The 21160-nt window shown below is 64.9% G+C and carries 18 protein-coding genes, 1 other RNA gene and 1 pseudogene; 15 read left to right on the top strand and 5 right to left on the bottom strand.

Going from position 1 to position 21160, the window contains the following annotated elements; genetic code table 11:
• Positions 1-118 precede the first annotated feature (118 nt).
• The 6 genes from ABIB91_RS33380 to ABIB91_RS33355 all read left to right on the top strand — a co-directional run bounded on the left by ABIB91_RS33380 (position 119) and on the right by ABIB91_RS33355 (position 7018).
• Positions 119-1324, top strand: coding sequence for an extensin-like domain-containing protein (locus ABIB91_RS33380; RefSeq protein WP_354170843.1), 1206 nt, complete (start codon positions 119-121; stop codon positions 1322-1324).
• A 301-nt stretch (positions 1325-1625) separates the two neighbouring features.
• Positions 1626-2924, top strand: a complete 1299-nt coding sequence (locus ABIB91_RS33375) for a M20 family metallopeptidase (RefSeq protein WP_354170841.1) — start codon at positions 1626-1628, stop codon at positions 2922-2924.
• Positions 2921-3760, top strand: a complete 840-nt coding sequence (locus tag ABIB91_RS33370) for an ABC transporter permease (RefSeq protein ID WP_354170839.1) — start codon at positions 2921-2923, stop codon at positions 3758-3760. The genes ABIB91_RS33375 and ABIB91_RS33370 overlap by 4 nt, the downstream gene beginning before the upstream one ends.
• Before the next feature lie 29 nt (positions 3761-3789).
• Positions 3790-4800, top strand: a complete 1011-nt coding sequence (locus ABIB91_RS33365) for a taurine ABC transporter substrate-binding protein (RefSeq protein WP_354170837.1) — start codon at positions 3790-3792, stop codon at positions 4798-4800.
• A 62-nt stretch (positions 4801-4862) separates the two neighbouring features.
• Complete coding sequence (locus ABIB91_RS33360; protein WP_354170835.1) at positions 4863-6257, top strand: amidase family protein; 1395 nt, start codon at positions 4863-4865, stop codon at positions 6255-6257.
• Positions 6258-6289: 32 nt separating this feature from the next.
• Positions 6290-7018 carry a Crp/Fnr family transcriptional regulator gene (locus tag ABIB91_RS33355; RefSeq protein ID WP_354170833.1) on the top strand — a complete coding sequence of 243 codons (729 nt, stop codon included), beginning with the start codon at positions 6290-6292 and terminating at the stop codon, positions 7016-7018.
• 21 nt (positions 7019-7039) lie between these two features.
• Here the strand turns inward: ABIB91_RS33355 and ABIB91_RS33350 are convergent, their stop codons facing one another.
• On the bottom strand, positions 7040-7375 hold the full coding sequence (locus ABIB91_RS33350) for a DUF6665 family protein (RefSeq protein ID WP_354170831.1): 336 nt from the start codon (positions 7373-7375) through the stop codon (positions 7040-7042).
• A 52-nt stretch (positions 7376-7427) separates the two neighbouring features.
• Entirely contained in the window at positions 7428-8063 is a 636-nt protein-coding gene (locus tag ABIB91_RS33345; protein WP_354170830.1) for a TetR/AcrR family transcriptional regulator, read from the bottom strand.
• A gap of 197 nt (positions 8064-8260) precedes the next feature.
• On the opposite strand from ABIB91_RS33345, the gene ABIB91_RS33340 reads away from it, so the two are divergent.
• The 4 genes from ABIB91_RS33340 (at position 8261) to ABIB91_RS33325 (ending at position 14784) form a co-directional block, all read left to right on the top strand.
• The gene (locus ABIB91_RS33340) at positions 8261-9580 is read left to right on the top strand and encodes an HlyD family secretion protein (protein ID WP_354170828.1); all 1320 of its coding nucleotides are present in this window, start codon (positions 8261-8263) and stop codon (positions 9578-9580) included.
• Between the two features lie 25 nt (positions 9581-9605).
• Positions 9606-11192 (top strand): DHA2 family efflux MFS transporter permease subunit, encoded by a 1587-nt coding sequence (locus tag ABIB91_RS33335; RefSeq protein ID WP_354170826.1) that lies wholly within the window; start codon positions 9606-9608, stop codon positions 11190-11192.
• A 327-nt stretch (positions 11193-11519) separates the two neighbouring features.
• Positions 11520-13319, top strand: coding sequence for an ABC transporter ATP-binding protein (locus ABIB91_RS33330; RefSeq protein WP_354170824.1), 1800 nt, complete (start codon positions 11520-11522; stop codon positions 13317-13319).
• 58 nt (positions 13320-13377) lie between these two features.
• Positions 13378-14784, top strand: coding sequence for an MATE family efflux transporter (locus tag ABIB91_RS33325; protein ID WP_354170822.1), 1407 nt, complete (start codon positions 13378-13380; stop codon positions 14782-14784).
• 71 nt (positions 14785-14855) lie between these two features.
• Here the strand turns inward: ABIB91_RS33325 and ABIB91_RS33320 are convergent.
• Positions 14856-15599 (bottom strand): annotated as a pseudogene (locus ABIB91_RS33320) (sulfite exporter TauE/SafE family protein).
• A gap of 231 nt (positions 15600-15830) precedes the next feature.
• Here ABIB91_RS33320 and ABIB91_RS33315 point away from each other — a divergent pair.
• Positions 15831-16091, top strand: a complete 261-nt coding sequence (locus ABIB91_RS33315) for a hypothetical protein (RefSeq protein WP_354170820.1) — start codon at positions 15831-15833, stop codon at positions 16089-16091.
• A 6-nt stretch (positions 16092-16097) separates the two neighbouring features.
• Here ABIB91_RS33315 and ABIB91_RS33310 read toward each other — a convergent pair whose 3' ends face one another.
• Positions 16098-17468 (bottom strand): aminotransferase-like domain-containing protein, encoded by a 1371-nt coding sequence (locus ABIB91_RS33310; protein WP_354170819.1) that lies wholly within the window; start codon positions 17466-17468, stop codon positions 16098-16100.
• A 49-nt stretch (positions 17469-17517) separates the two neighbouring features.
• On the opposite strand from ABIB91_RS33310, the gene ABIB91_RS33305 reads away from it, so the two are divergent.
• The gene (locus ABIB91_RS33305) at positions 17518-17982 is read left to right on the top strand and encodes a DUF983 domain-containing protein (RefSeq protein WP_083869967.1); all 465 of its coding nucleotides are present in this window, start codon (positions 17518-17520) and stop codon (positions 17980-17982) included.
• A 72-nt stretch (positions 17983-18054) separates the two neighbouring features.
• A complete protein-coding gene (locus ABIB91_RS33300; protein WP_219683418.1) occupies positions 18055-18768 on the top strand; it encodes an alpha/beta fold hydrolase in 714 nt (237 codons plus the stop codon).
• A gap of 56 nt (positions 18769-18824) precedes the next feature.
• On the opposite strand, the gene rnpB is transcribed toward ABIB91_RS33300, so the two are convergent.
• Positions 18825-19255, bottom strand: an RNA gene (rnpB, locus tag ABIB91_RS33295) — RNase P RNA component class A.
• A 149-nt stretch (positions 19256-19404) separates the two neighbouring features.
• Between rnpB and ABIB91_RS33290 the strand changes: the two genes are divergently transcribed.
• Both ABIB91_RS33290 and ABIB91_RS33285 read left to right on the top strand, forming a co-directional pair.
• Positions 19405-19758 (top strand): YciI family protein, encoded by a 354-nt coding sequence (locus ABIB91_RS33290; RefSeq protein WP_219683419.1) that lies wholly within the window; start codon positions 19405-19407, stop codon positions 19756-19758.
• Entirely contained in the window at positions 19758-20990 is a 1233-nt protein-coding gene (locus tag ABIB91_RS33285) for an RNA polymerase sigma factor (RefSeq protein WP_354170944.1), read from the top strand. The genes ABIB91_RS33290 and ABIB91_RS33285 overlap by 1 nt, the downstream gene beginning before the upstream one ends.
• The last annotated feature ends 170 nt before the right edge of the window (positions 20991-21160 follow it).

The raw sequence follows: 21160 nt of genomic DNA, 5'->3' as shown, positions 1-21160 counted from the left end.
CAGCTTTGCTGTCGCTCGTCACCTGCGGACAGTCCTGCTGGCGCCGGCTGACATGGTTAAAGAACACTGAAATCAACACGTTGAAGAGTCTTTAAGTAAATTCACCGAACGTGCGTGCATGACGCGCGGAGTTCGTTTGTATCTCGTCGGCTCCATCGTCCTTGTTTCGTTAGCGGGTTGCGGACGCGGCGTCTTCCAGGCCGAACGTGAACCGTGGCGGGCCGAGGCCGAAGCCGCATGCCTGAAATCCGGCGCGGTGAAAGAGGGGCCGGATCTGGTCCGCATCGACCCGATCTCCGGGCCGGGCATGTGCGGCGCGGAGTTTCCGCTCAAGGTGGCCGCCCTCGGCGAAGCCTCGAGCAGTTACGGCTTTGCCGACGAGGAATTGCGTCCGCCCGGGAGCATCGGCAACCAGCCGCGCTGGCCGGTGACGCAGCCGCGGCCGAATTACCCGCAAGGCCAGAACTATCCGGCATCTTCCTATCCGCAACGCTCAAACTATCCCGAGACCGCGGTGCGGCAGCCTTCCGGCTATGGCGCTACGCCTGGCCCGATGCCTCTGAATGCGCCTGGCGTGGCGCAGCAGGAAGACGAGATCGATTTGCCGCCCGAGGGCACCGATGCCGCGGGCGCGTCGCGCTACATGAATGCGCCGAGCTATCCGGCACGGCCGGCGCCCTACTCGCAGGCGCCCGCGCAGCAACCGCTGCCGCGCCTTGGTCCGGCACAGGGCAATCCCGTCACCGCCGTTGGCCCCGTTGCGATCAAGCCGGTTGCGACGCTGGCCTGTCCGATCGTGTCCGAGCTCGATCGTTGGCTCGCCGACACCGTGCAGCCCTCGGCGATGCGCTGGTTCGGCACCCGCGTCGCGGAGATCAAGCAGATCTCCGCCTATTCCTGCCGCGGCATGAACGGCAATTCTCATGCCCATATCTCCGAGCACGCCTTCGGCAATGCGCTCGACATCGCCGCCTTCGTGCTCGCCGACGGCCGCCGCGTCACCGTGAAGGATGGCTGGCGCGGCATGCCGGAAGAGCAGGGCTTCTTGCGCGACGTGCAGTCGGGCGCGTGCGTGCATTTCACCACGGTGCTGGCGCCGGGCTCGAACGTCTATCATTACGATCACATCCACGTCGATCTGATGCGCCGCGCCAGCCGGCGCCTGATCTGCCAGCCCGCCGCCGTCTCCGGCGAAGAGGTCGCCGCGCGGGCGGGCGGGCGCAATCCCTATGCGAATGCGCGCGATTCCTCCGTGACCGGCTCGCTGGGTACGCGCAAGAGCATGGCGCGTAAGCACGAAGAGGACGAGTACGCCGACGATTGAGGCTTGCGCGTGATGCGTAGCCTCCAGGGAAGGTGTTCCCGTATTCCGCTTCGCTCCACGCGGGCTACGACCCCACGCCGGCTGGCCTCGCGCTGAGCCTTGCCTGTTCAGCCGACACCGCGTCTTCGGCAGAGCGCATCTCGGGCGCAAAAATTTGCGCGATCGCCATTCCTGCCTAGGCCATTGATATTAAAAGAATATTTGTGCCGTCGCGGGCTTTTTCGGCAGTTGGCACGGTCGCTGCAATGAGGAGGTTGCCACGAAGCGGCGCTGCCGGCGCCGTGAGCCAGCGGAAGCCGTCATGCAGATGTCTATCACCCCTCCTTATTCGGATCTCGAACAGCGCGTGCTGTCGCGCATCACGGAGGAGCGCTGGCTCGAACTCGCATCCGAGCTGATCCGCACCGGCCAGCCCCGTTCCGGCAATCCGCTGGATCCCGATTTGCCGCCTGCCGAGGAAGAGGCGATCTCGATGCTGGTCGCGGGCAAGCTCGAAGCGCTCGGCATGGAGGTCACCAAGCACAGCGCGCAGCCGCACCGGCCGAACGTGCTCGGCGTGCTCAAGGGACGCGACGGCGCGCCTTCGCTCATTCTCAACGATCACCTCGACACCTATCCGGCCGTCGAGCCCGAGAAATGGCACATGACGGATTTCGATCCGTTCAAGGCGACGCGCCATGGCGATCTGCTCTATGCGCGCGGCACGTCCGACACGCGCGGAAACCTCGCCGCATCGTTGCTCGCGGTGCAGGCCCTGACGGAAGCGGGTGTGAAGTTCGATGGCACCTTGATGTGCTGCTACACGGTCGATGAGGAGCGGAACGGCACCGAGGGCTCCATCTACATGCTGAACAAGGTTGGCCTGACCGCCGACTACGAGATCACCGCCGAGCCGACCGCCTGGGGTGACGTCAACAAGGACTGGGGCATGAACCTGTCGGTGGCCAATTCCGGCCACTGCCTGATCGAGCTCACCGTTCACGGGATCAAGTCGCACATCTGGCGACCGGACATCAGCGTCAACGCCATCATGGAAGCGGCAAAGCTGTTGCCGAAACTGAAGGACATGGCGTTCACGCATGTCCCCAGCAAGTTCATGGGTCATACGCCGCCCTGCTGCGCCGTGGTGCGCATTCGGTCCGGCCTGCCCGGCGAGATGCAGTTCTCGCCGGATGCCTGCACCATCACGCTCGCCGTGGTCGGCATCGTGCCCGGCATGACGCTGTCGAGCGTGATTGCGGACATCGAACGCCTCGGACGGGACACTTTTGCGGGCGTGAACGACGTCAAGGTGGAGGTGCGCCAGGTGCCGGGCTCGCTGTTCGTCAACGCGACCGAACCGGTGCCGGTCGAGGAGGAGCCCTGCCGTTCCTTGCGCGCGGTTTACCGGCGTCTGATGGGCCGCGAGCCCGGTGTCAACCGCAAGAATGCGTTCAACGACACGATCCGCTTCCGCGAAGCCGGAATCAATGCGGTGACGTTCGGTCCCGGAGAAGACGGCTGGGCCGTCGACAACGAGAACATCTCGATCACCAAGTCGGTGATGGCGACGCGGATCTACGCGCTGACCATCATGCAGATCCTGGGAGTGCGGACATGAGCGTCGAGGCGACCCACATGACGATTCCAATCGCGCCGGATCGCACGCGACGCGGCAGCTTGCGGCTGCGACTTCCGAAGGTCTCGCGATCGGTGCTGCTCTCGACGTTGACCGTCGCCGTGCTGCTGGCCGGCTGGGCCATCGTCACGGAGATGGGCTGGGCCAACGAGTTGTTCCTGCCAAAGCCGCAGGCGGTCTGGGCCGCGTTCGTCAAGACGATGACGAAGGGATATCAGGGCGCGACGCTGCTTCAGCATCTCGGCGCAAGCCTTTATCGTATCCTCACGGCCTTCACGCTGGCCTGCCTGATCGGCATTCCGCTCGGCGTCGTCATGGGCGTGTCGCGCAACGCCCGCGCGCTGCTCAATCCGTTGATCGAGTTCTACCGGCCACTGCCGCCCCTCGGCCTTTATACGCTGCTGGTGATGTGGCTTGGCATCGGCGAGAGCTCGAAGCTGTCGCTGCTGTTTCTTGCCGGCTTGCCGGGCATCGTCATCTCGACGATCCAGGCCGTCACCAGCGTGGACCCGGTCTATGTGCGCGCCGCCCAGTCGCTAGGCGCAACCCGGCGCCACCTGCTGTTTCACGTCTATTTGCCGGCGGCGGGGCCGCTGATTCTCGCCGGCATGCGCATCTCGCTCGGATTCACCTACACCGTTCTCGTCGCCGCCGAAATCGTCGCGGCATCCGCCGGCATCGGCTGGATGATCTGGGACGCCGCAAAATTCCTGCTGTCCGACATCGTGATCATGGGGCTGATCGTGCTCGGTCTCACCGGCGTCGTGCTCGATCTCATGATGCGCGGCATCGCGAAACTGTTGATGCCGTGGGCCTGAATCCAATTCTGATCGTAGGGGAGACCTCCATGATGAAGAGACTGATTGCGACGCTCGCAGTTGCCACGTTGGCGCTCACGGGCGCAGGGCGCGCCGAGGACAAGCCGGCGAAGGTGACCGTCGGCTATCTGAACCTCGTCAACGCGCAGCTGGTTACGAAGCATCTTGGCCTGCTCGCCAAGGAGATGCCGGGCGTCGACATAAAATACGTCAAGATTGGTGGGGGCGGCGACATGCTGCGCGCGATCGCGGGCAACGACGTCGACTTCGGCGGCCTCGGCAATCCGCCGACCGCGATCGGCGCGACGCGCGCCCTGCCGATCAAGGGCATCCTGGTGATCAACATGCTCGACTACGTCGAGTCGATGGTGGTTCGCGCCGACAAGAACATCGCCTCGCTCAAGGACCTCAAGGGCAAGACGGTGGCGGCGCCGTTCGGCTCCACGACGCACTACCTCCTGCTCCAGGCACTCAAGGACGAGGGTGCCGATCCCGCCTCGATGAAGATTCTGGACCTCGCGCCGTCGGACATCGCGGCCGCCTGGCTTCGCGGCGACATCGACGCCGCCTGGTTCTGGGAACCGAATCTCGGCAAGGCCGTGAAGAACGGCGGCAAGATTCTCGTCACCTCGGGCGATATGGCCAAGCGCGGCTACCCGACCTGGGATATCGGCGTCGTCATGAACGCGTTCGCGGAGAAGTATCCGTCCTACGTCGACAAGTTCATCAAGGCCGAATGCGAAGGCATCGATTTCTGGCTGAAGAACCCGGAGAAGACCGCGGAGATCATCGCGGAAGAGCTTTCGCTGCCCATCGAGGACGCGCAGCGAATGATGAAGGGAACCGGGATGATCCCCTGCAACATGCAGCTCACCGAGGAATATCTCGGCACATCCGCGAAAAAGGGCAAGTTCGTCGACACGCTGATCTCGACCGCCGACTTCCTGGTGAAGCAGGAGCGCCTGCCGAAGCTGCTGCCGCGCGCCGACTTCGAGGCCTTCATCCAGCCCGCCTATCTGGAGAAGGTGATCGGCCGCTAGGGTCGGTGCCGGCGGGCTTGTCCCGCCGGCGCATTGCCAATTCCCGCACGCACGTGACCGACATGAATCTCGCACCTCGCCACCTCCGCGCCGCCTATCGTCGCGGTGAGCTCAAGCCGTCCGATGTCGCCGCGCATGTGTTGTCGCGCCTTGACGACGCCGACCAGAGCGGCGTCTGGATCTCGACGGCAAATCCCGAAAGCGTCATGGCAAGGGCCGGTGCGCTCGATGCGCGCATTGGCGAGATCGGCGAGCTGCCGCTCTACGGTCTCGTGTTCTCGGTCAAGGATTGTATCGATGTGGCCGGCGAGCAGACCACCTCGGCCTGCCCGGAATTCGCCTACACCGCGAAAGATACGAGTCCTGTTGTCGCCGACGCCATCGCCGCCGGCGCGATCTATCTCGGCAAAACCAATATGGATCAGTTCGCGACCGGCCTCGTCGGCGTGCGCTCGCCCTATGGCATCGCCCGCAACCCGCATAACCCCGACTACATCCCCGGCGGCTCGAGCTCTGGCGCCGCGGTATCGGTCGCGACAGGCACCTCGTCCTTTGCGTTCGGCACCGATACCGGCGGATCGGGCAGGGTGCCGGCGTCCTATTGTGGCGTGACCGGCTTCAAGCCCGCGCCCGGCGCCTTCAGTCAGCGCGGCATGGTCTACGCGTGCCGAAGTTTCGATACCATCTCGCTCTACACGCGCGACCCCCGCGATGGCCACGACGTCTATCGCGTGTTGGCGCGGCGCGATGCCGAGGACTGTTTTTCACCGGAAGCTTTCGCCGGATGGACGGAGCACGCATCGCCAGCGCGGCCCCTCAACATCGCAACGCCGCGTCCGGATCAGCTCAGGTTCTTCGGCAATTTGGAGACGGAGGCGCTGTTCGGCGATGGGCTTCGCAGGCTGCGGCAGCTTGATCTGTCGATCGCATCGGTCGATTTCTCGCCGTTCATTTCGGTCAACGACCTCATGTTTTTCGGACCGTTCCTCGCCGAGCGGGACGTCTCGGTCGGCGCATTCCTCGACGCCAACCCGGATGCGGGCGTGAAGATCGTGCGCGACCTCGTCATCGGCAGCCGGAAGTTCACGGCGGCGGATGCCTGTCGTGCGCTCTACAAGGTCAAGGAGGTCCAGCGATCGCTGCGCGAGTTCTGGCAAGATCACGATGCGCTGGTCGTGCCGACGGTCGGCACCGTGCTGAGCATCGACGACGTCGCGCGCGATCCGCTGACGGCCAACTTCAACAACGGCTATTACACCAATTACGCCAACCCGCTGGGCCTGGCCGCCATCGCCGTTCCGAACGCCGTTACCGCAGCCGGCGTGCCCTATGGCGTCACGTTCCTGGCACCCGCCGGCCGGGAACGCCTGCTCACCGATCTGGCTTGCGCCTTCATGGAGGTTTCAGCGGAGCCCGAACTTCTGCGGCGCGTTGCAATCCGAGCGGAGACCTCCTAGCCTTCGAGCTGTCACTCGAAGGGAGACCGATCGTGGGGCGCAGCGATGCGCATGAGGTGGCCGATCCAGCTGAGCCGCGCGCCGAACTGCCACGGCCCGGGACCGGACGTTATGTGCTGAAGGCGTTGGACAAGCCCGATCTGGAGCTGGTGATGCGAACCGGCAGGTTAGCTACCTACCAGAACCGCGAATATCTGCTGCGGGAGGGCGAGCCCGCAAACGGCGTCCACATCATCCTGAACGGGATCGTCGAAAGCACCCATGCCGGCACGCAGGGGCGCGAACTGATGCTGTCGACCTGGGAGGCCGGCGACTTCGTCGGCGCGCCCTACATCCTCGGCGATCACCGCCACAGCTGGTCGGCCCGCGCGCTGGGGCGGGTCGAAGCACTGCATCTCGACCAGGACGCGGTTCGCCGGTTGATCGCGCAGTCGCCGTCGTTCGCAGTCGCGCTGATCGAGTGCCTCGGCTTCAAGGGCGAGACCTATTCGATGCTGGCGCAGACGCTGGCGGGACAGAAAGCGGCGGAACGGTTGGTGCTGCTGCTGGTCAAGCTGTGCGAGAACGCGGCCCAGGACGAGAGCGGCCCGATCTCGCTCGGCCGCATCACGCAGGCCAATCTCGCGCGCATGATCGGCGCGACGCGCCAGTCGATCAGCCTGATCCTCAGCCGCCTCCAGGACGACGGCATCATCTGGACCGGCCCGACCAAGATGGTAGTCAACGATCTCGCTGCGCTCCGGAAGCAGGTGACCGACTAAGGCTCGCCGTAGAAAATCAATTCAGGCCGACTTTGACGGTGCTGGGACCAGTCCCATGCACAGCTGTACCTCGGCGGGGACATTGTAGGTCCGCATGATGTGGCGGCTGTCGCGCAGGCCGGTCGCCTCACGCTGCACCACGAACATCCAAAGTGCGTGGCCGGCGTCCATCACCAGCTTGCGCCTGGCCGGCTGCATCGAGGCCGGCACCTCGGGGAGTGCATGGGCGGCGTCGAACTCGCGCAAGCGCGCCAGCGCCTGTTCGAGCGTGCGGCCCATCCGTCCGAGTGCGGAGGCCTGTTCCTGGACAATCTCGTAATGGAGGATATCGACCGGCGGCCGAAGGTCACGGGACATGGGCCCAAATATAATGCTGCCGGAACGGCCTGCAACGCAGGCCGACTTGCCGCTACTTCGCCCGATACGCCGCCAGGAACATCCGCGTCGCGCTGTCGACGACTTCGCTCATGCGCTCTTCCGACGGTGCGGGCGCGGCCTGGAAGACGAAGGGCAGGAACAGCGTGGCCTTGCACAGTTCCATGAATTGCGACGCCGCCAGATCGCAATCATCGATCTCAAGATCGCCGGAGGCGACATGGGTGTTGAGATAGTCGGAGAGGCGGTTGATGGACTTGTCCAGCACGCGCGCATAATAGCGGCGGCCGAGATCGGGCATGCGCTCGGCGATCGCCATCACGGTGCGGATCGCGGATCCGCCGCCGGGCCGGCACAGCAGACGGTTGTAGGCCCGGCCGAAATCCTTCAGCGTGGTTTCAACATCGCGGACCGGATCGAAGTTGAACGCGACCTGACCGTGCTGGAGCGCCTCCTGCTCGAGGATGGCTTCGAACAGCGCGCATTTGTCCGCGAAGTAGACGTAAAGCGTGCCCTTCGAGACCTGCGCCGCGCGAGCGATCTCGCCCATGCTGGCACCGTCAAACCCGAGATCCATGAACACCTTGCGGGCCCCGTCCAGGATCTGGCGGCGTTTGGAGCTGTCCTCCTCCTGGATGACGTGCAGATGTTCGCGGTCGGCTACAACCATTGGTTCAGGGTCTCGGAAGGTTTTTGCATCGGTCCAGGATCATGAAACCGAAATAAAGGGTTCGGGCCAGTAGGCTCTGCCTGGGAATATTATCTATATTGACCGAACCGTTCGGTCAATGATATTTGGGATAAGCGAGAGGGACCGGGCCGCACGCGGCTGTCCCTCATCGCGCTTTTTTGTTGGGGGAGGCCTCCATGGCCGTAGTGAGAGACCAGGCTGCGCGCGTCCTTCGCCCGGACGCCGTGGAGACGCCGACGCCCGCGGGTGGTGAGGCTGCCACCGAGACGTCTGTAGCTCTCGCCGAGCAGTTGCGCTCTCATGTGGCCGAGGAAACCAAGCGCCGCCCCAGCGAGGCGCCGGAGCAGCCCGTGACCGACAAGCCGGCCGCAGCCCCAGACGCGCCTGCCGCCGCCGGCGCGCCGAAGTCCGGCAAGCGTAAATTCGTGATGATGGGAGTAGGGTTGGTGCTGGCGCTCGCTGCCGCGAGCTATGCCGGCTATTACACGCTGGTCGGCCGCTTCTACGTCGCGACCGACGATGCCTATGTCCGCGCCAACAACACCATGCTGGGCGCGCGCGTTGCCGGCCACGTCTCCTCGATCCTCGCCGGCGACAACACGACGGTGCGCGCCGGCGACATCGTCTTCCGCATCGATGACGGCGACTACAAGATCGCGGTCGACGCCGCCGCGACCAGGATCGCGACCCAGCAGGCCACCATCGATCGCATCGGCCGCCAGGTCGCGGCGCTCGACAGCCAGGTCGCGCAGGCCAAGGCGCAACTCGTCTCCGCCGAAGCCGGCCTCAAGCGCGCCGACCTCGATTATGAACGCCAGCAGGCGTTGAGCAACAAGGGGTTTGCCTCGCGCGCCACCTTCGAGAGCTCCGAAGCCGGACGCGATCAGGGCGCCGCCGCCGTCAAGGCTGCGCAGGCCGCTTACGATGTCGCGCTCAGCAATGTCGACGTCGCCAAGGCGCAGCAGGCCGAAGCGCAGGCGCAGCTCGCCGAGCTCAAGACCACGCTGGCCAAGGCCGAGCGCGATCTCGCCTTCACCGCGGTGCGCGCGCCGGTCGACGGCACGTTCTCGAACCGCCTCGTCAGTGCCGGCGACTTCGTCGCCGTGGGCCAGCGGCTCGGCAACGTCGTGCCGCTCGACAACGTCTATATCGACGCCAATTTCAAGGAGACCCAGCTCAAGCGCATCCGCCCCGGCCAGCCGGTGACGATCAAGGTCGACGCCTACGGCATGCGCAAGTTCTCCGGCGTCGTCGACAGCATCGCGGCGGGCGCGGGCTCGGTGTTCACGCTGCTGCCGCCCGACAACGCCACCGGCAACTTCACCAAGATCGTGCAGCGCGTGCCGGTCCGCATCCGCGTGCCGAAGTCGGTCGCGAAGCAAAACCTGCTCCGCGCCGGCATGTCGGTCACTGCGACCGTCGATACCAACAAGGGCGCGGCCGACGCCGACAGCGAGGTCGATCTCGACGACGCCACCATGATCCATCCGCAGTAGCGCGCCTGCGCCGCGAGGTCAGACGATGGCGAACGCCACGACCGTTTCACCTGCCATGATGGCGGACCCCGCTTCGGAGCGCATCGCGCCGAAGCGGCTGTTCGCCTTCATCATCATGGTGTTCGGGATGTTCATGTCGATCCTGGACATCCAGATCGTCTCGGCGTCCCTGAGTGAAATCCAGGCCGGCCTGTCGGCAAGCTCCAGTGAAGTCTCCTGGGTCCAGACCGCCTATCTGATCGCCGAAGTGATCGCGATTCCGCTGTCGGGATTTCTGTCGCGCGCGTTCGGCACGCGGCTGTTGTTCGCGATCTCGGCGGCCGGCTTTACCGTATCGAGCCTGCTCTGCGGCTTCGCCACCACCATCGAGGAGATGATCGTCTGGCGCGCGCTGCAAGGTTTTCTCGGCGCCGGCATGATCCCGACGGTGTTCGCTTCCGCCTACACCGTTTTCCCGCGCACCAAATTCCACATCGTCGGTCCCATCATCGGGCTCGTCGCAACGCTGGCTCCGACCATCGGGCCGACCGTTGGCGGCTACATCACCGACCTGATGTCCTGGAACTGGCTGTTCTTCATCAACATCGTGCCCGGCATCGGTATCACAATCGGCGTGCTGGCGCTGGTCGATTTCGACGAGCCGCATTTCGAATTGCTCGATCGTTTCGACTGGTGGGGGTTGCTGTTCATGGCCAGCTTCCTGGGCACGCTGGAATACGTGCTGGAGGAAGGGCCGCAATATGAATGGATGCAGGACCCCTCGGTCGCGATCTGCGCCTGGATCTGCGGCATCTCGGCGATCGCCTTCTTCTGGCGCGTCTTCACGGCGGCCGAGCCGATCGTCAATTTGCGCACCTTTTCCAATCGCAATTTCGCGATCGGCTGCGTCCTTCAGTTCTGCATCGGCATCGGCCTCTACGGCCTGACCTACATCTATCCGCGCTATCTCGCCGAAGTGCGCGGCTATAGCGCGCTGATGATCGGCGATACCCTGTTCGTCTCGGGCATCACCATGTTCCTGGTTGCGCCGGTGGTCGGCCGCCTCATGGCGAAGTACGACATGCGCTACATGATCGCGTTCGGGCTCGTCGTGTTCGCGCTCGGCTCCTACCAGATGACCTGGATCACGCGCGACTACGATTTCTACGAGCTGTTGATTCCGCAGATCCTGCGCGGCGTCGGCATGATGTTCGCGATGGTGCCGACCAACAACATCGCGCTCGGCACGCTCGCGCCCGATCGGGTGAAGAACGCCTCGGGCCTCTTCAACCTGATGCGCAATCTCGGCGGCGCCGTGGGGCTTGCCGTCATCAACACCGTGCTCAACGACCGCACCGACCTGCACATCACGCGCCTGCAGGAGCGCGTGACCTGGGGCAACGCGACCGCCACCGAAACCCTGACCATGTTCATGCAGAAGTTCCAGGGGCTCGGCGATTCCACGCTGATGGCGATGAAGCAGCTGTCGCAGCTCGTGCATCGCCAGGCCGTGGTGATGGGCTTCGGCGATGCCTTTTTCATGCTGACGCTGTTCTATCTCGGCCTGACCCTGCTCGTCACGCTGTTGAAGAAGCCGGCCTCGCCGTTCGGCGCCAGCGGCGACGCGCACTAATTTGCAACACTCGTGCGTGATCTCGCGCGAGCCCCGTTGCAAATCACCAATGACACATCTATAAAGCGCACCTCATTCCATCGAACCGGGAGGATTTGCATGATTTCGTCGCATTCGCAGATCGCACGCCCGCGCTCGATGATGTTCTGGCTCGGTATGTGCGCGGCCTCCTAGAGGCCTCTTCCGCCAGCTTCGATTGGGCTTCCAGTCCCGATCGCTCCGCTCCCCAAGTCCAAAGCCAACTTTAAGTGACGCCGTCTCGGCCCTCGCGGCCGGCCTGCGTCCATCAATGGAGCCGGCCCGCGCCAGAAGCGGCCGGATGACGCCATGACCGCTCTGTCAAAAAGGCCCGCGGCGATACGCGTGGTGCTGCCATTCGTGTTCCGGCACTGGCTGAAGCAGCCGGGGCGTACCCTCGTCGTGGCCGGCGGCTTGTTGGGCGCAACCGTCGCCGACCTGTTCATGCCGGTCTTCTCCGGACATCTGGTCGACGCCTTGACGCGCGGCCCATCCGATCCCGCCGCGCGTCACGCGGCGCTGATGGCATTGGGCGGTATCGTGGCGCTCGGCGCTGCCTCCATGGTGCTGCGGCTGACCGGCCTGCAGGCCATCGTGCCGTTCTCGCTGAAGATCATGTCCGAGGTCGCGCAGGAAGCCTTCATGCGCGTGCAACGGTTCTCGACCGACTGGCAAGCCAACTCCTTCGCGGGATCCACGGTGCGCAAGGTCACCCGCGGCATGTGGGCGCTCGACCTGTTGAACGACACCATTCTCATGGCGCTGGCGCCGTCGCTGCTGGTGCTGATCGGGTCGATGATCCTGCTCGGCATGCACTGGGCTTCTCTTGGCGCGGTGATCGCGCTCGGTGCGCTGGCCTATGTCACGATGACGGTGCTGTTCTCGACGCGCTACATCGCGCCAGCCGCGCGCATCTCCAATGCCTGGGATACCAAGGTCGGCGGCACGTTGGCGGACGCGCTGACCTGCAACGCGGTGGTGAAATCCTTCGGCGCGGAAGCGCGCGAGGATGTGCGGCTTGCCCGTGTCGTCAACCGCTGGCGCGTGCGCGTGCGGCGGACCTGGCTGCGCTACAACTACACCAATCTGGCGCAGCTCTCGGTGCTGCTGGCCCTGCGCGCCTCCGTGATCGGCGGCGCCGTGCTGCTGTGGATGTCGGGGCGAGCCTCGCCCGGCGACGTCACCTATGTGCTGACGAGCTATTACGTCATCCATGCCTATTTGCGCGACGTCGGAATGCACATCAACAACCTGCAGCGCTCGGTCAACGACATGGAGGAGCTGGTGGCGATCCACGACGAGCCGATCGGGATTGCGGATGCGCCGGACGCGCGGCCGATCGCGATCGAGCGCGGCGAGCTCGTGTTCGACGACGTCACGTTCCATTACGGCGGCCATCACGCGCCGCTCTATGACGGGTTGTCGGTCACGATCCGCGCCGGCGAGCGCGTCGGTCTCGTCGGCCGCTCCGGCTCCGGCAAGACAACTTTCGTCAAGCTGGTGCAGCGGCTCTACGACGTCACCGGCGGCCGCGTTCTGATCGATGCGCAAGACATCGCCAAGGCCACCCAGCACTCGCTGCGCAGCCAGATCGCGATCGTGCAGCAGGACCCGATCCTGTTTCACCGCTCGCTCGCCGAGAACATCGCCTATGGCCGGCCCGGCGCCAGCCTGGAGGCGATCGAGCAGGCGGCACGGCTGGCCAACGCGCACGACTTCATCCTGCGCCTGCCCAAGGGTTACGGGACGCTGGTCGGCGAGCGCGGCGTCAAGCTCTCCGGCGGCGAGCGCCAGCGCGTGGCGCTGGCGCGCGCCTTCCTGGCCGATGCGCCGGTGCTGATCCTGGACGAAGCGACCTCGAGCCTCGATTCGGAATCCGAGGCGCTGATCCAGCAGGCGATGGAGCGGCTGATGCGAGGCCGTACCTCGATCGTGATCGCGCATCGGCTGTCGACGGTGAAGAGCCTCGATCGCATCCTGGTGTTCGACCGCGGCGAGATCGTCGAGCAAGGCACGCATGCCAGGCTCGCGGCCAAGCCCGGCGGCATCTATCGCGGCCTGTTCGAGCGCCAGGTGGTGGAGCTCGGACATATCGCAGCAGCGGAGTGAGTGGCGCGCGGCTGGCGGGACGAAAGTCCCGCCGTCGCGCCGCCAGAGGATGAATGACATGAAAGACCTGACACGCGGCTCCATCGTGGGCCACATCCTGAGCATGGCGCCACCGATCGTGGTCGGCATGATCACGATCATGATCTGCCAGCTCGTCGACCTGTATTTCGTGTCGGGACTGGGCGATGCGGCAATCGCGGGTGTCGCCGCGGCCGGCAATGCCGGCTTTCTCGTCAATGCGCTGATGCAGGTGCTTGGCGTCGGCACCGTGGCGCTGATGGCGCACGCGGTGGGGCGCAAGGATCGCGGCGACGCCAACCTCGTCTTCAACCAGTCGGTCCTCCTGTCGGTGCTGTTCGGGCTCCTGACCTTGGGCGCGGGCTTCGCATTGTCGCGTCCATATATGCGCGCGGTCGCGGCCGATGAGGCCACGGTCGAAGCCGGCGCGATTTATCTGCTCTGGTTCATGCCGGCTTTGGCGCTGCAGTTTGCGTCGCAGGTCATGGCGTCTGCGTTGCGGGCCACGGGAATTGTGCGGCCGAGCATGCTGGTTCAAGCGCTTGCGGTGGTCATCAACATCGCGCTGGCGCCGGTCCTGATCTCGGGTTGGGGCACCGGGCACGCGCTCGGTGTTGCCGGAGCGGGCCTCGCAAGCTCGATTGCCGTCTTCATCGGTGTGCTCATGCTGCTGGTGTATTTCCTGAAATTGGAACGCTATGTCGCCTTTAATCCCGCGCAATGGCGGCCGCAGCTTCGACAGTGGAAGAGGATCCTCAATGTCGGCCTGCCTGCAGGCGGCGAGTTCGCGATGGTCTTCATCATCATGGCCGTGGGCTATTACGTGCTGAGCGTTTTCGGCTCGGCGGCACAGGCCGGATTTGGCATCGGGACGCGTCTCCTCGGCCTGATGCAGATGCCGGCGCTCGCCATCGCCCTTGCCGCAGGGCCGATCGCCGGCCAGAACTTCGGCGCGGGCAATGGCGCGCGCGTGAGGGAGACGTTTGTCAAGGCGGCGCTTGTCGCGACGGCCGTGATGGTTGTTTTCTTGATCCCGGCGCAGCTCGTGCCTGGTCTGTTGCTGACCGGGTTCTCGAAGGATCAGGAGACGATGGCGGTTGCGTCGCTTTTTCTGCGCATCGTCTCGCTCAACATGGTGGCGCAGGGGCTGATCTTCACCTGCTCCAGCCTGTTTCAGGGGCTCGGCAACACCAAGCCGGTGTTGTTGACCTCGGCAACGCGGGTCCTCACCTATTCCCTGCCATCGATCTGGCTCTCGAAATGGCCGGGCTTCCGGATGGAGCATGTCTGGTACCTGTCGATCGCGACGACCACGCTGCAGGCTGCCTTGAGCTTATGGCTGCTACGGCGTGAATTCAGGAAGCGCCTTGTGGTGCTTCGGCACGAGGAGTCCCCCGAGCAGGCCACCCCCGAGCCCGTGGCGTCTCCTGTACGCGCACCCGCGTAGCGAGCGCTTGTCTACGTGCTTGGCGTCGGAATGGCCGGCGGCATGGCGCTCGCCGCGCAGAAAATACGGAGTTAGGGCGTGCCCAAACTGTTCCAGACGAGGCCGAGGCCTGACAGGAACAGGAGACCGAGCACGACATCGCCGAAATGCTTGTCGCTCAGCGCGTGATAGACGCGCGCGCCGGCCTATGCGCCGATCAGCGTGCCCGGAAAGGCGACCACCGCGAGCCAGACCACCTTGAACGCGACGAGGCCCGAGGCCGTCTGCAACACCAAAGCGGTGGCGAGCACGGTGAAATTGAAGAGTTGGAAGATGCCGCGCCGCTCGTGCTTGTTCCAGCCGCGGATGTTGGCCCACAGGATCGGAAGCGGCCCCGACAGTCCGGCGAGACCGCCAAGAATGCCGCCGGCAAACCCGATCGCGCCGTCGGCAATGCGACCGCCGAAGCTGATGGCGAGCGGCTTCTTGTTGAGGTACAGCGCGGTCGAGAAGATCAGCAGCAGCACGCCGACGCTCAGCTTGAACACTTTTGGATCGGCGGAGGCGACCAGCATGGTGCCCAGCGGCACGCCGATCAGTCCACCAATCAGGAACGGCCAGACCAGCGAGAGATCAAAACTCTTCCACATCGATGGAAGCGTCGAGCTCTGCGCAATCACCGAGCAGATCAGCACCAGGGGCACCGCGAGCGAGGGCGGCAGCACGTAGAGCCAGATGCCGAGTGCCATCAGCGCGGTGCCGAATCCGGCAAGGCCCGAGACGAAGCCGCCGGCCAGTGCGCCGAGCAGCAGCAGCGCGTAGGTGAGCATTTCCAACAGATTGTCCCTGTTATCGGGGCGATCCCGAACTGTTGATCGCCATCGCTCGCATAGCACAGCTGCGGCCGTGCAGGTCAATTTCAAAACTGCACGCAAGCGTGATCCCCGACGGCGGGCGTTCGCGAAAGACAGGCCTAGATGGTGCTCGTACTTCAACCTGGGGGCCCGCTCGACGCCATCATCCGGTTCGATCGGCCAGTCTCCCGAACGAGACTATGGAGAAGGACGATGACCCGCACGAAGATTGCCGTCGCGGCTGCACTAGTGTCGGCGGCGGCCTTGATGCCGACAATGGCGCAGGCTCAGTTTTCCGAGCCCGCGGCCTATCAGGCTGCCCATCCCGACCGCGACGTTCTGAATGGCGGCCAGCTCACACCCGCCGCGCGCGGGGCCCGCGGCGAGTCCGTCGCGCCGAGCGAAGCCTATGCGGCCTATCCGTCCCCCGTCGCACCAGTCGTTCGCTCGCGGCATCGCCGTCAGCATCGATAAGCATTGCTAGACGATCTGTCTGGTGTCGGCGGGGCTGTGCAGCGCGCTCACGAGGATGCGTAGCGCTTCCGTCAATTCCGCCCTGTTGCGCGCCGCGCCAAGCGAGACGCGTGCCGCGTGTGGCGGCGTTCCGTCGACGGTGAAGGCCTCGCCGGCGACGACGGCTAGTCCATTCCGCAGGAGATGCGCCGCGACGTCGGCGCGGCCCTCCGGCAGCCGTAGCCACAGATGGTGAGCGGCGGGTTTGGCCTGGAACTCGAATCCTTTGAGCGCCCGTTGCGCGAGCTGCTGGCGGCCGACCGCCTCGCTCCTGATGGCGGTGATGATGCGGTCGGCGATCCCGGTCTCGATCCAATGCGTCACCAGCGCGACCATCAGCGGTGCCGGCATCTGCACCGTCGCCTGCAAAGAGTTGCGCATCTCCCGCTGCGAGCTGCTGTCGGGCGTCACCAGATAGGCGACCCGTAGCGCGGGCGCGATGCATTTCGACAGCGTGGTCGCGAGATATGTCCGTGCCGGAATGAGATTGGCGATCGGCGATGCCGAGCGATCGAGCAGCCCGTAGGCGTCATCCTCGATCAGAATCGTATCGGCATCGTTGATGATTTTTGCGATGGCGCCGCGGCGCTCGGGAAGAAGCGTCGCGGTGGTCGGATTGTGCAGCGTCGGAATGAGATAGACCGCTTTCGGTCTATGCGTGCGGCAAGCTTCCGCCAGCGCGTCGGGCAGGATGCCGCCGTCATCCATGGCGACGCCGACGAGCTTGACTCCGAGCCGCGCCGCGGCGGCCTTGATGCCGGGGAAGGTGAGGGCCTCCGTCAGCACCACGTCGCCGGGCCGGGCGAGATGGGCGAGCAGGTTGAACAGAATGGTCTGCGCGCCGGGAAAGATCACGAGCCTGTCGGCATGCGCATGCGGCACGCGTGCGCGCATCCATCGCGCGGCGACCTCGCGCTCGTGTGCGCTGCCGCCGGGCGGCTGGTAGTTGAGATGCGCCGTCAGGCCCGATTGCGCGCGGATGGCGTCCATCCCGGCGATGATGCGCTCGTCGAGCTGCGCTTCGAGAGGCTGCGGCGGCACGTTCATCGAGAGGTCAATCGCGACGGGATGCGGCAGGTCGACCGCGCGGCGCGCGCTGGTCTCCGACACGAACGAGCCCTGGCCGACCCGGGCCTCCATGATGCCGCGGCGCCGCGCCTCGGTGTAGGCGCGCGTCACCGTGGTGAGGTCGACGCTGAGCGCCTTTGCCAGCGCCCGCTGCGTCGGCAATTGTTGGCCGCGCACCAGCCGGCCGGCGGCGATGTCGGCCTCCATGGCCTCGACGATGCGCTGATAGCGCGGCCCGCTCAGCTCCGAGATTGTAGGGGTCCAATCCATGCAATTAAGGCCTATATCCTTTGAATGTATGGATACAAGATATTATTGTATGGATCGTAGAAAAGGAAGAGGTGGGGTCATGGCGACCGGTTCAGTCTCTCTGGCAAAAGCGATGTGGCGCGGATTTCGCGGCAAGTGCCCGAACTGCGGCGAAGGCCATGCGTTCGGCCGTTTCCTGAAGGTGGCGGATACCTGTGACCATTGCGGCGAGGAGCTGTTCCACCAGCGCGCCGACGATTTTCCGGCTTATCTCGTGATGGTCGTCGTCGGCCATCTCGTGGTCCCGGCAATCCTCGCGGTGGAGACCGCCTATGCCCCAGCAGTTTGGCTGCAACTGGCGGTGTGGCTGCCGGTGACCTTGTTCGCTTCGCTCGCGCTGTTGCAGCCGACCAAGGGTGCCATCGTCGGGCTGCAATGGCAGATCGGCATGCACGGTTTTGAGACGGGCAAGCTGCGGCGCGAAGCTGGTCGGCCTGCACCCGCCCTCGTGAAGGTGACCACTCGCGCGGCTTAAGAAGCCATAGCGTTTACATCGCGCGCTCGCCCGCTACACTCCATCGTACAAACAAGAACGATGGAAACGCCGATGGCCGCAAGCTCAAAAACCTTCCTGCTTTGTCACGGCGCGTGGTCTGGCGGGTGGGCCTGGAAGAAGATGCATCCGCTGATGGCGCAGGCCGGCCACCGCCTGATTGCGCCGACCTATACCGGGCTCGGCGAGCGCGCGCATCTGGCCAGTGCCGCGATCGATCTCGACACGCATATCCAGGACATTCTCAACGTCATCAGGTTCGAGGATCTCAGCGACATCGTGCTGCTCGGCCACAGCTATGGCGGCATGGTCGCCACCGGCGTCGCCGATCGCGCGCGCGAGCGGGTGACGCAATTGATCTACCTCGACGCCTTCGTGCCGCGTGACGGCCAGTCGCTGTTCGATCTCCATGAGGGCGGGCGCGAGCCGATGCGCAAGGCGGCAAGCTCAGGCGACGGCTACCGCATCCCGCCGAACCCGCCGCCGCCGGACACGCCGCAGGCCGATCTCGACTGGCTCAACGCCCGCCGGATCAACATGCCGATCAAATGTTTCGAGACAAAGCTGAAGCTCGAAGGTAGCGAGCCGGCGATGCCGCGCAGCTACATCTATTGCACGCGCATTCCGCCGGGCGACGTGTTCGGGCAATTCGCGAGGCGCACGAGGAGCGAGGACGGCTGGCGTTTTGTCGAGCTCGACGCCAGCCACGCGCCGAACGTGACAGCACCGGACGCGCTGATGGGCGTATTGCAAGAGATCGTCGGATAGTGAGCGCCCAAATGGTGAGGGGCTCGATGCGGTCAGCATCGAACCCCTCGTTGCAAGATATCAGCCGGCCTGTAAGCCGGGTTCTGTAAGGCACCGTCCGCTTGCGCGAACGATACGTGACGGCCATTCCTCTGGGACCATGTTTGCACATGGCCTCGAGCAACCTACCCGGACGGCGGGCCTGACATCGCCCCGCGGCGTTATCGCTTTCGCGAACAGCCCGCTACGCCGTCCCTATTCGGTTTTGCTCCCGGTGGGGTTTACCATGCCGGCTCCGTTGCCGCAGCCGCGGTGCGCTCTTACCGCACCTTTTCACCCTTACCTGCCTGTGCAGCTTGCGCTGCGACGGCGGGCGGTTCGTTCTCTGTGGCACTTTCCCTGGGGTCGCCCCCGCCGGACGTTATCCGGCACCGTATGTCAAGGGAGCCCGGACTTTCCTCCCCGGCGGCCTTTCGGCGCTTGCCGGAGCGGCCGTCCGGCCGACTGACGGCTTACGCATGAAGCATTTGTGTCGGTTCCGCAAGCCGATATCGCCATGCACGGTTCGCCCGAAATAATTTATCCTGAAGATGTCGTTTGGTGTGTGTCCCGTTCGACTGGATGTCGGCGATCCCGCCGAACAACAGGAGTTAAGCAATGCAGTATCTGCTGCTGATCTACCGGAACGAAGCGAAATTGGTCAACATGTCCCCCGCGGACCGTCAGGCAGTGACGGCGGAATACGGCGCTTATACGCAGTCCATCGTCCAGAGCGGTCATTTCAAGGCTGGCGACGGACTTCAGCCGACCACGACGGCAACCACCGTGCGCGTGCGCGAGGGCAAGACCCTGACGACCGACGGCCCGTTCGCGGAAACCCGCGAGCAACTCGGCGGCTATTATCTGGTCGAGGCCAAGGATCTCGACACCGCCATTGCGCTAGCGGCGCGAATTCCCGAGGCCAGGGAAGGGTCGATCGAGGTCAGGCCCGTGATGATCTACAACAAGTGATCTCTCCTGCCGACATCGAGACGATCTTTCGCGACGAGGCGGGGCGGGCGCTGGCCACGCTGATCCGCCTCGTCGGCGATTTCGATCTTGCCGAGGACGCGCTCCAGGACGCCTTTGCGGTGGCACTGGAGCGCTGGCCGGCGTGCGAGGTCCCCGACAATGCGCGTGCCTGGCTGGTCAATGTCGCCAGGCACAAGGCGATCGACCGTATCAGGCGCCAGGCCGTCTTCCGCGGCAAGGAGCAGGCGCTCGTGCACGAGCTCGAGCTGAACGCGCAAGCGCCCGCCGAGCCGCCGGCGATGCTCGACGACGACATGCTGCGGCTGATCTTCACCTGCTGCCATCCTGCATTTGCGCCCGAAGTCCAGGTCGCGCTGACGCTGCGCACCGTCTGCGGGCTCTCCACGGCGCAGGTCGCGCGCGCCTTCCTGGTCGGCGAAGAAGCCATGGCGCAGCGTCTGGTCCGCGCCAAACAGAAGATCCGACTCGCCGGCATTCCCTATGAGGTCCCCGAGCGCAACACGCTGGTGCCGCGGCTCGACGGTGTGCTTGCCGTGATCTATCTCGTCTTCACCGAAGGCTATGTGGCGACGTCGGGTGCGGATTTGATGCGGCCCGATCTTGCGGCCGAGGCGATCCGGCTTGGCCGCTTGCTCGACCGGCTGTTACCCGATCGCGCCGGGATCAAGGGCCTGCTGGCGCTAATGCTGCTGCACGATGCGCGCCGCGCAGGGCGCCAGACCGCCGCCGGCGATATCGTGCTGCTGGAAGAGCAGGATCGTTCGCGGTGGGACCGTGCACAGATCGAGGAGGGTCTGCGTCTGGTCGACGACGCGCTGCGCGTGCCCGGCCGGCCGCAGCCCTACGCAGTTCAAGCCGCGATCGCCGCGCTGCATGCGCGTGCGCCGAGCTATGAGCAGACAGACTGGCCGCAGATTGCCGGGCTCTACGAGGTGCTGCTGCGCATCAACCCGTCACCGGTGATCGAGCTCAACCACGCGGCGGCGGTGTCGATGGTCGACGGGCCCGCGCGTGCGCTCGATCTCGTGGATGCGACCGCCGCACGCGGCGGGCTTCATGGCTACGAGCTGCTGCCAGCGGTGCGGGCGGATCTATTGCGGCGGCTCGGCCGCAATGAGGAGGCGCGCGAGGCCTATCGCGCGGCGACAGACGCGACGCAGTTGGAGCCGCTGCGACGACTTTATGCACGAAGGATGCGGGAGATGGAGTAGTCGCCACATACTCCGTCATTGCGAGGAGCGCTTGCGACGAAGCAATCCAGACTGCTTCCGCGGAGGCAGTCTGGATTGAGCCTCCCCTAAATCGGTGGACACCTATAGCTTAGACAGCAAGAGGTGTCAGATGACGAAACGGCAGCGACGTTCTTATTCGGACGAGTACA

It is taken from the genome of Bradyrhizobium sp. JR4.3 (genome assembly GCF_040547695.1).
GTDB lineage: Bacteria > Pseudomonadota > Alphaproteobacteria > Rhizobiales > Xanthobacteraceae > Bradyrhizobium > Bradyrhizobium canariense.
The sequence above is the reverse complement of the archived record's forward strand: the minus strand, read 5'-3'. Positions and strand labels throughout refer to the sequence as shown.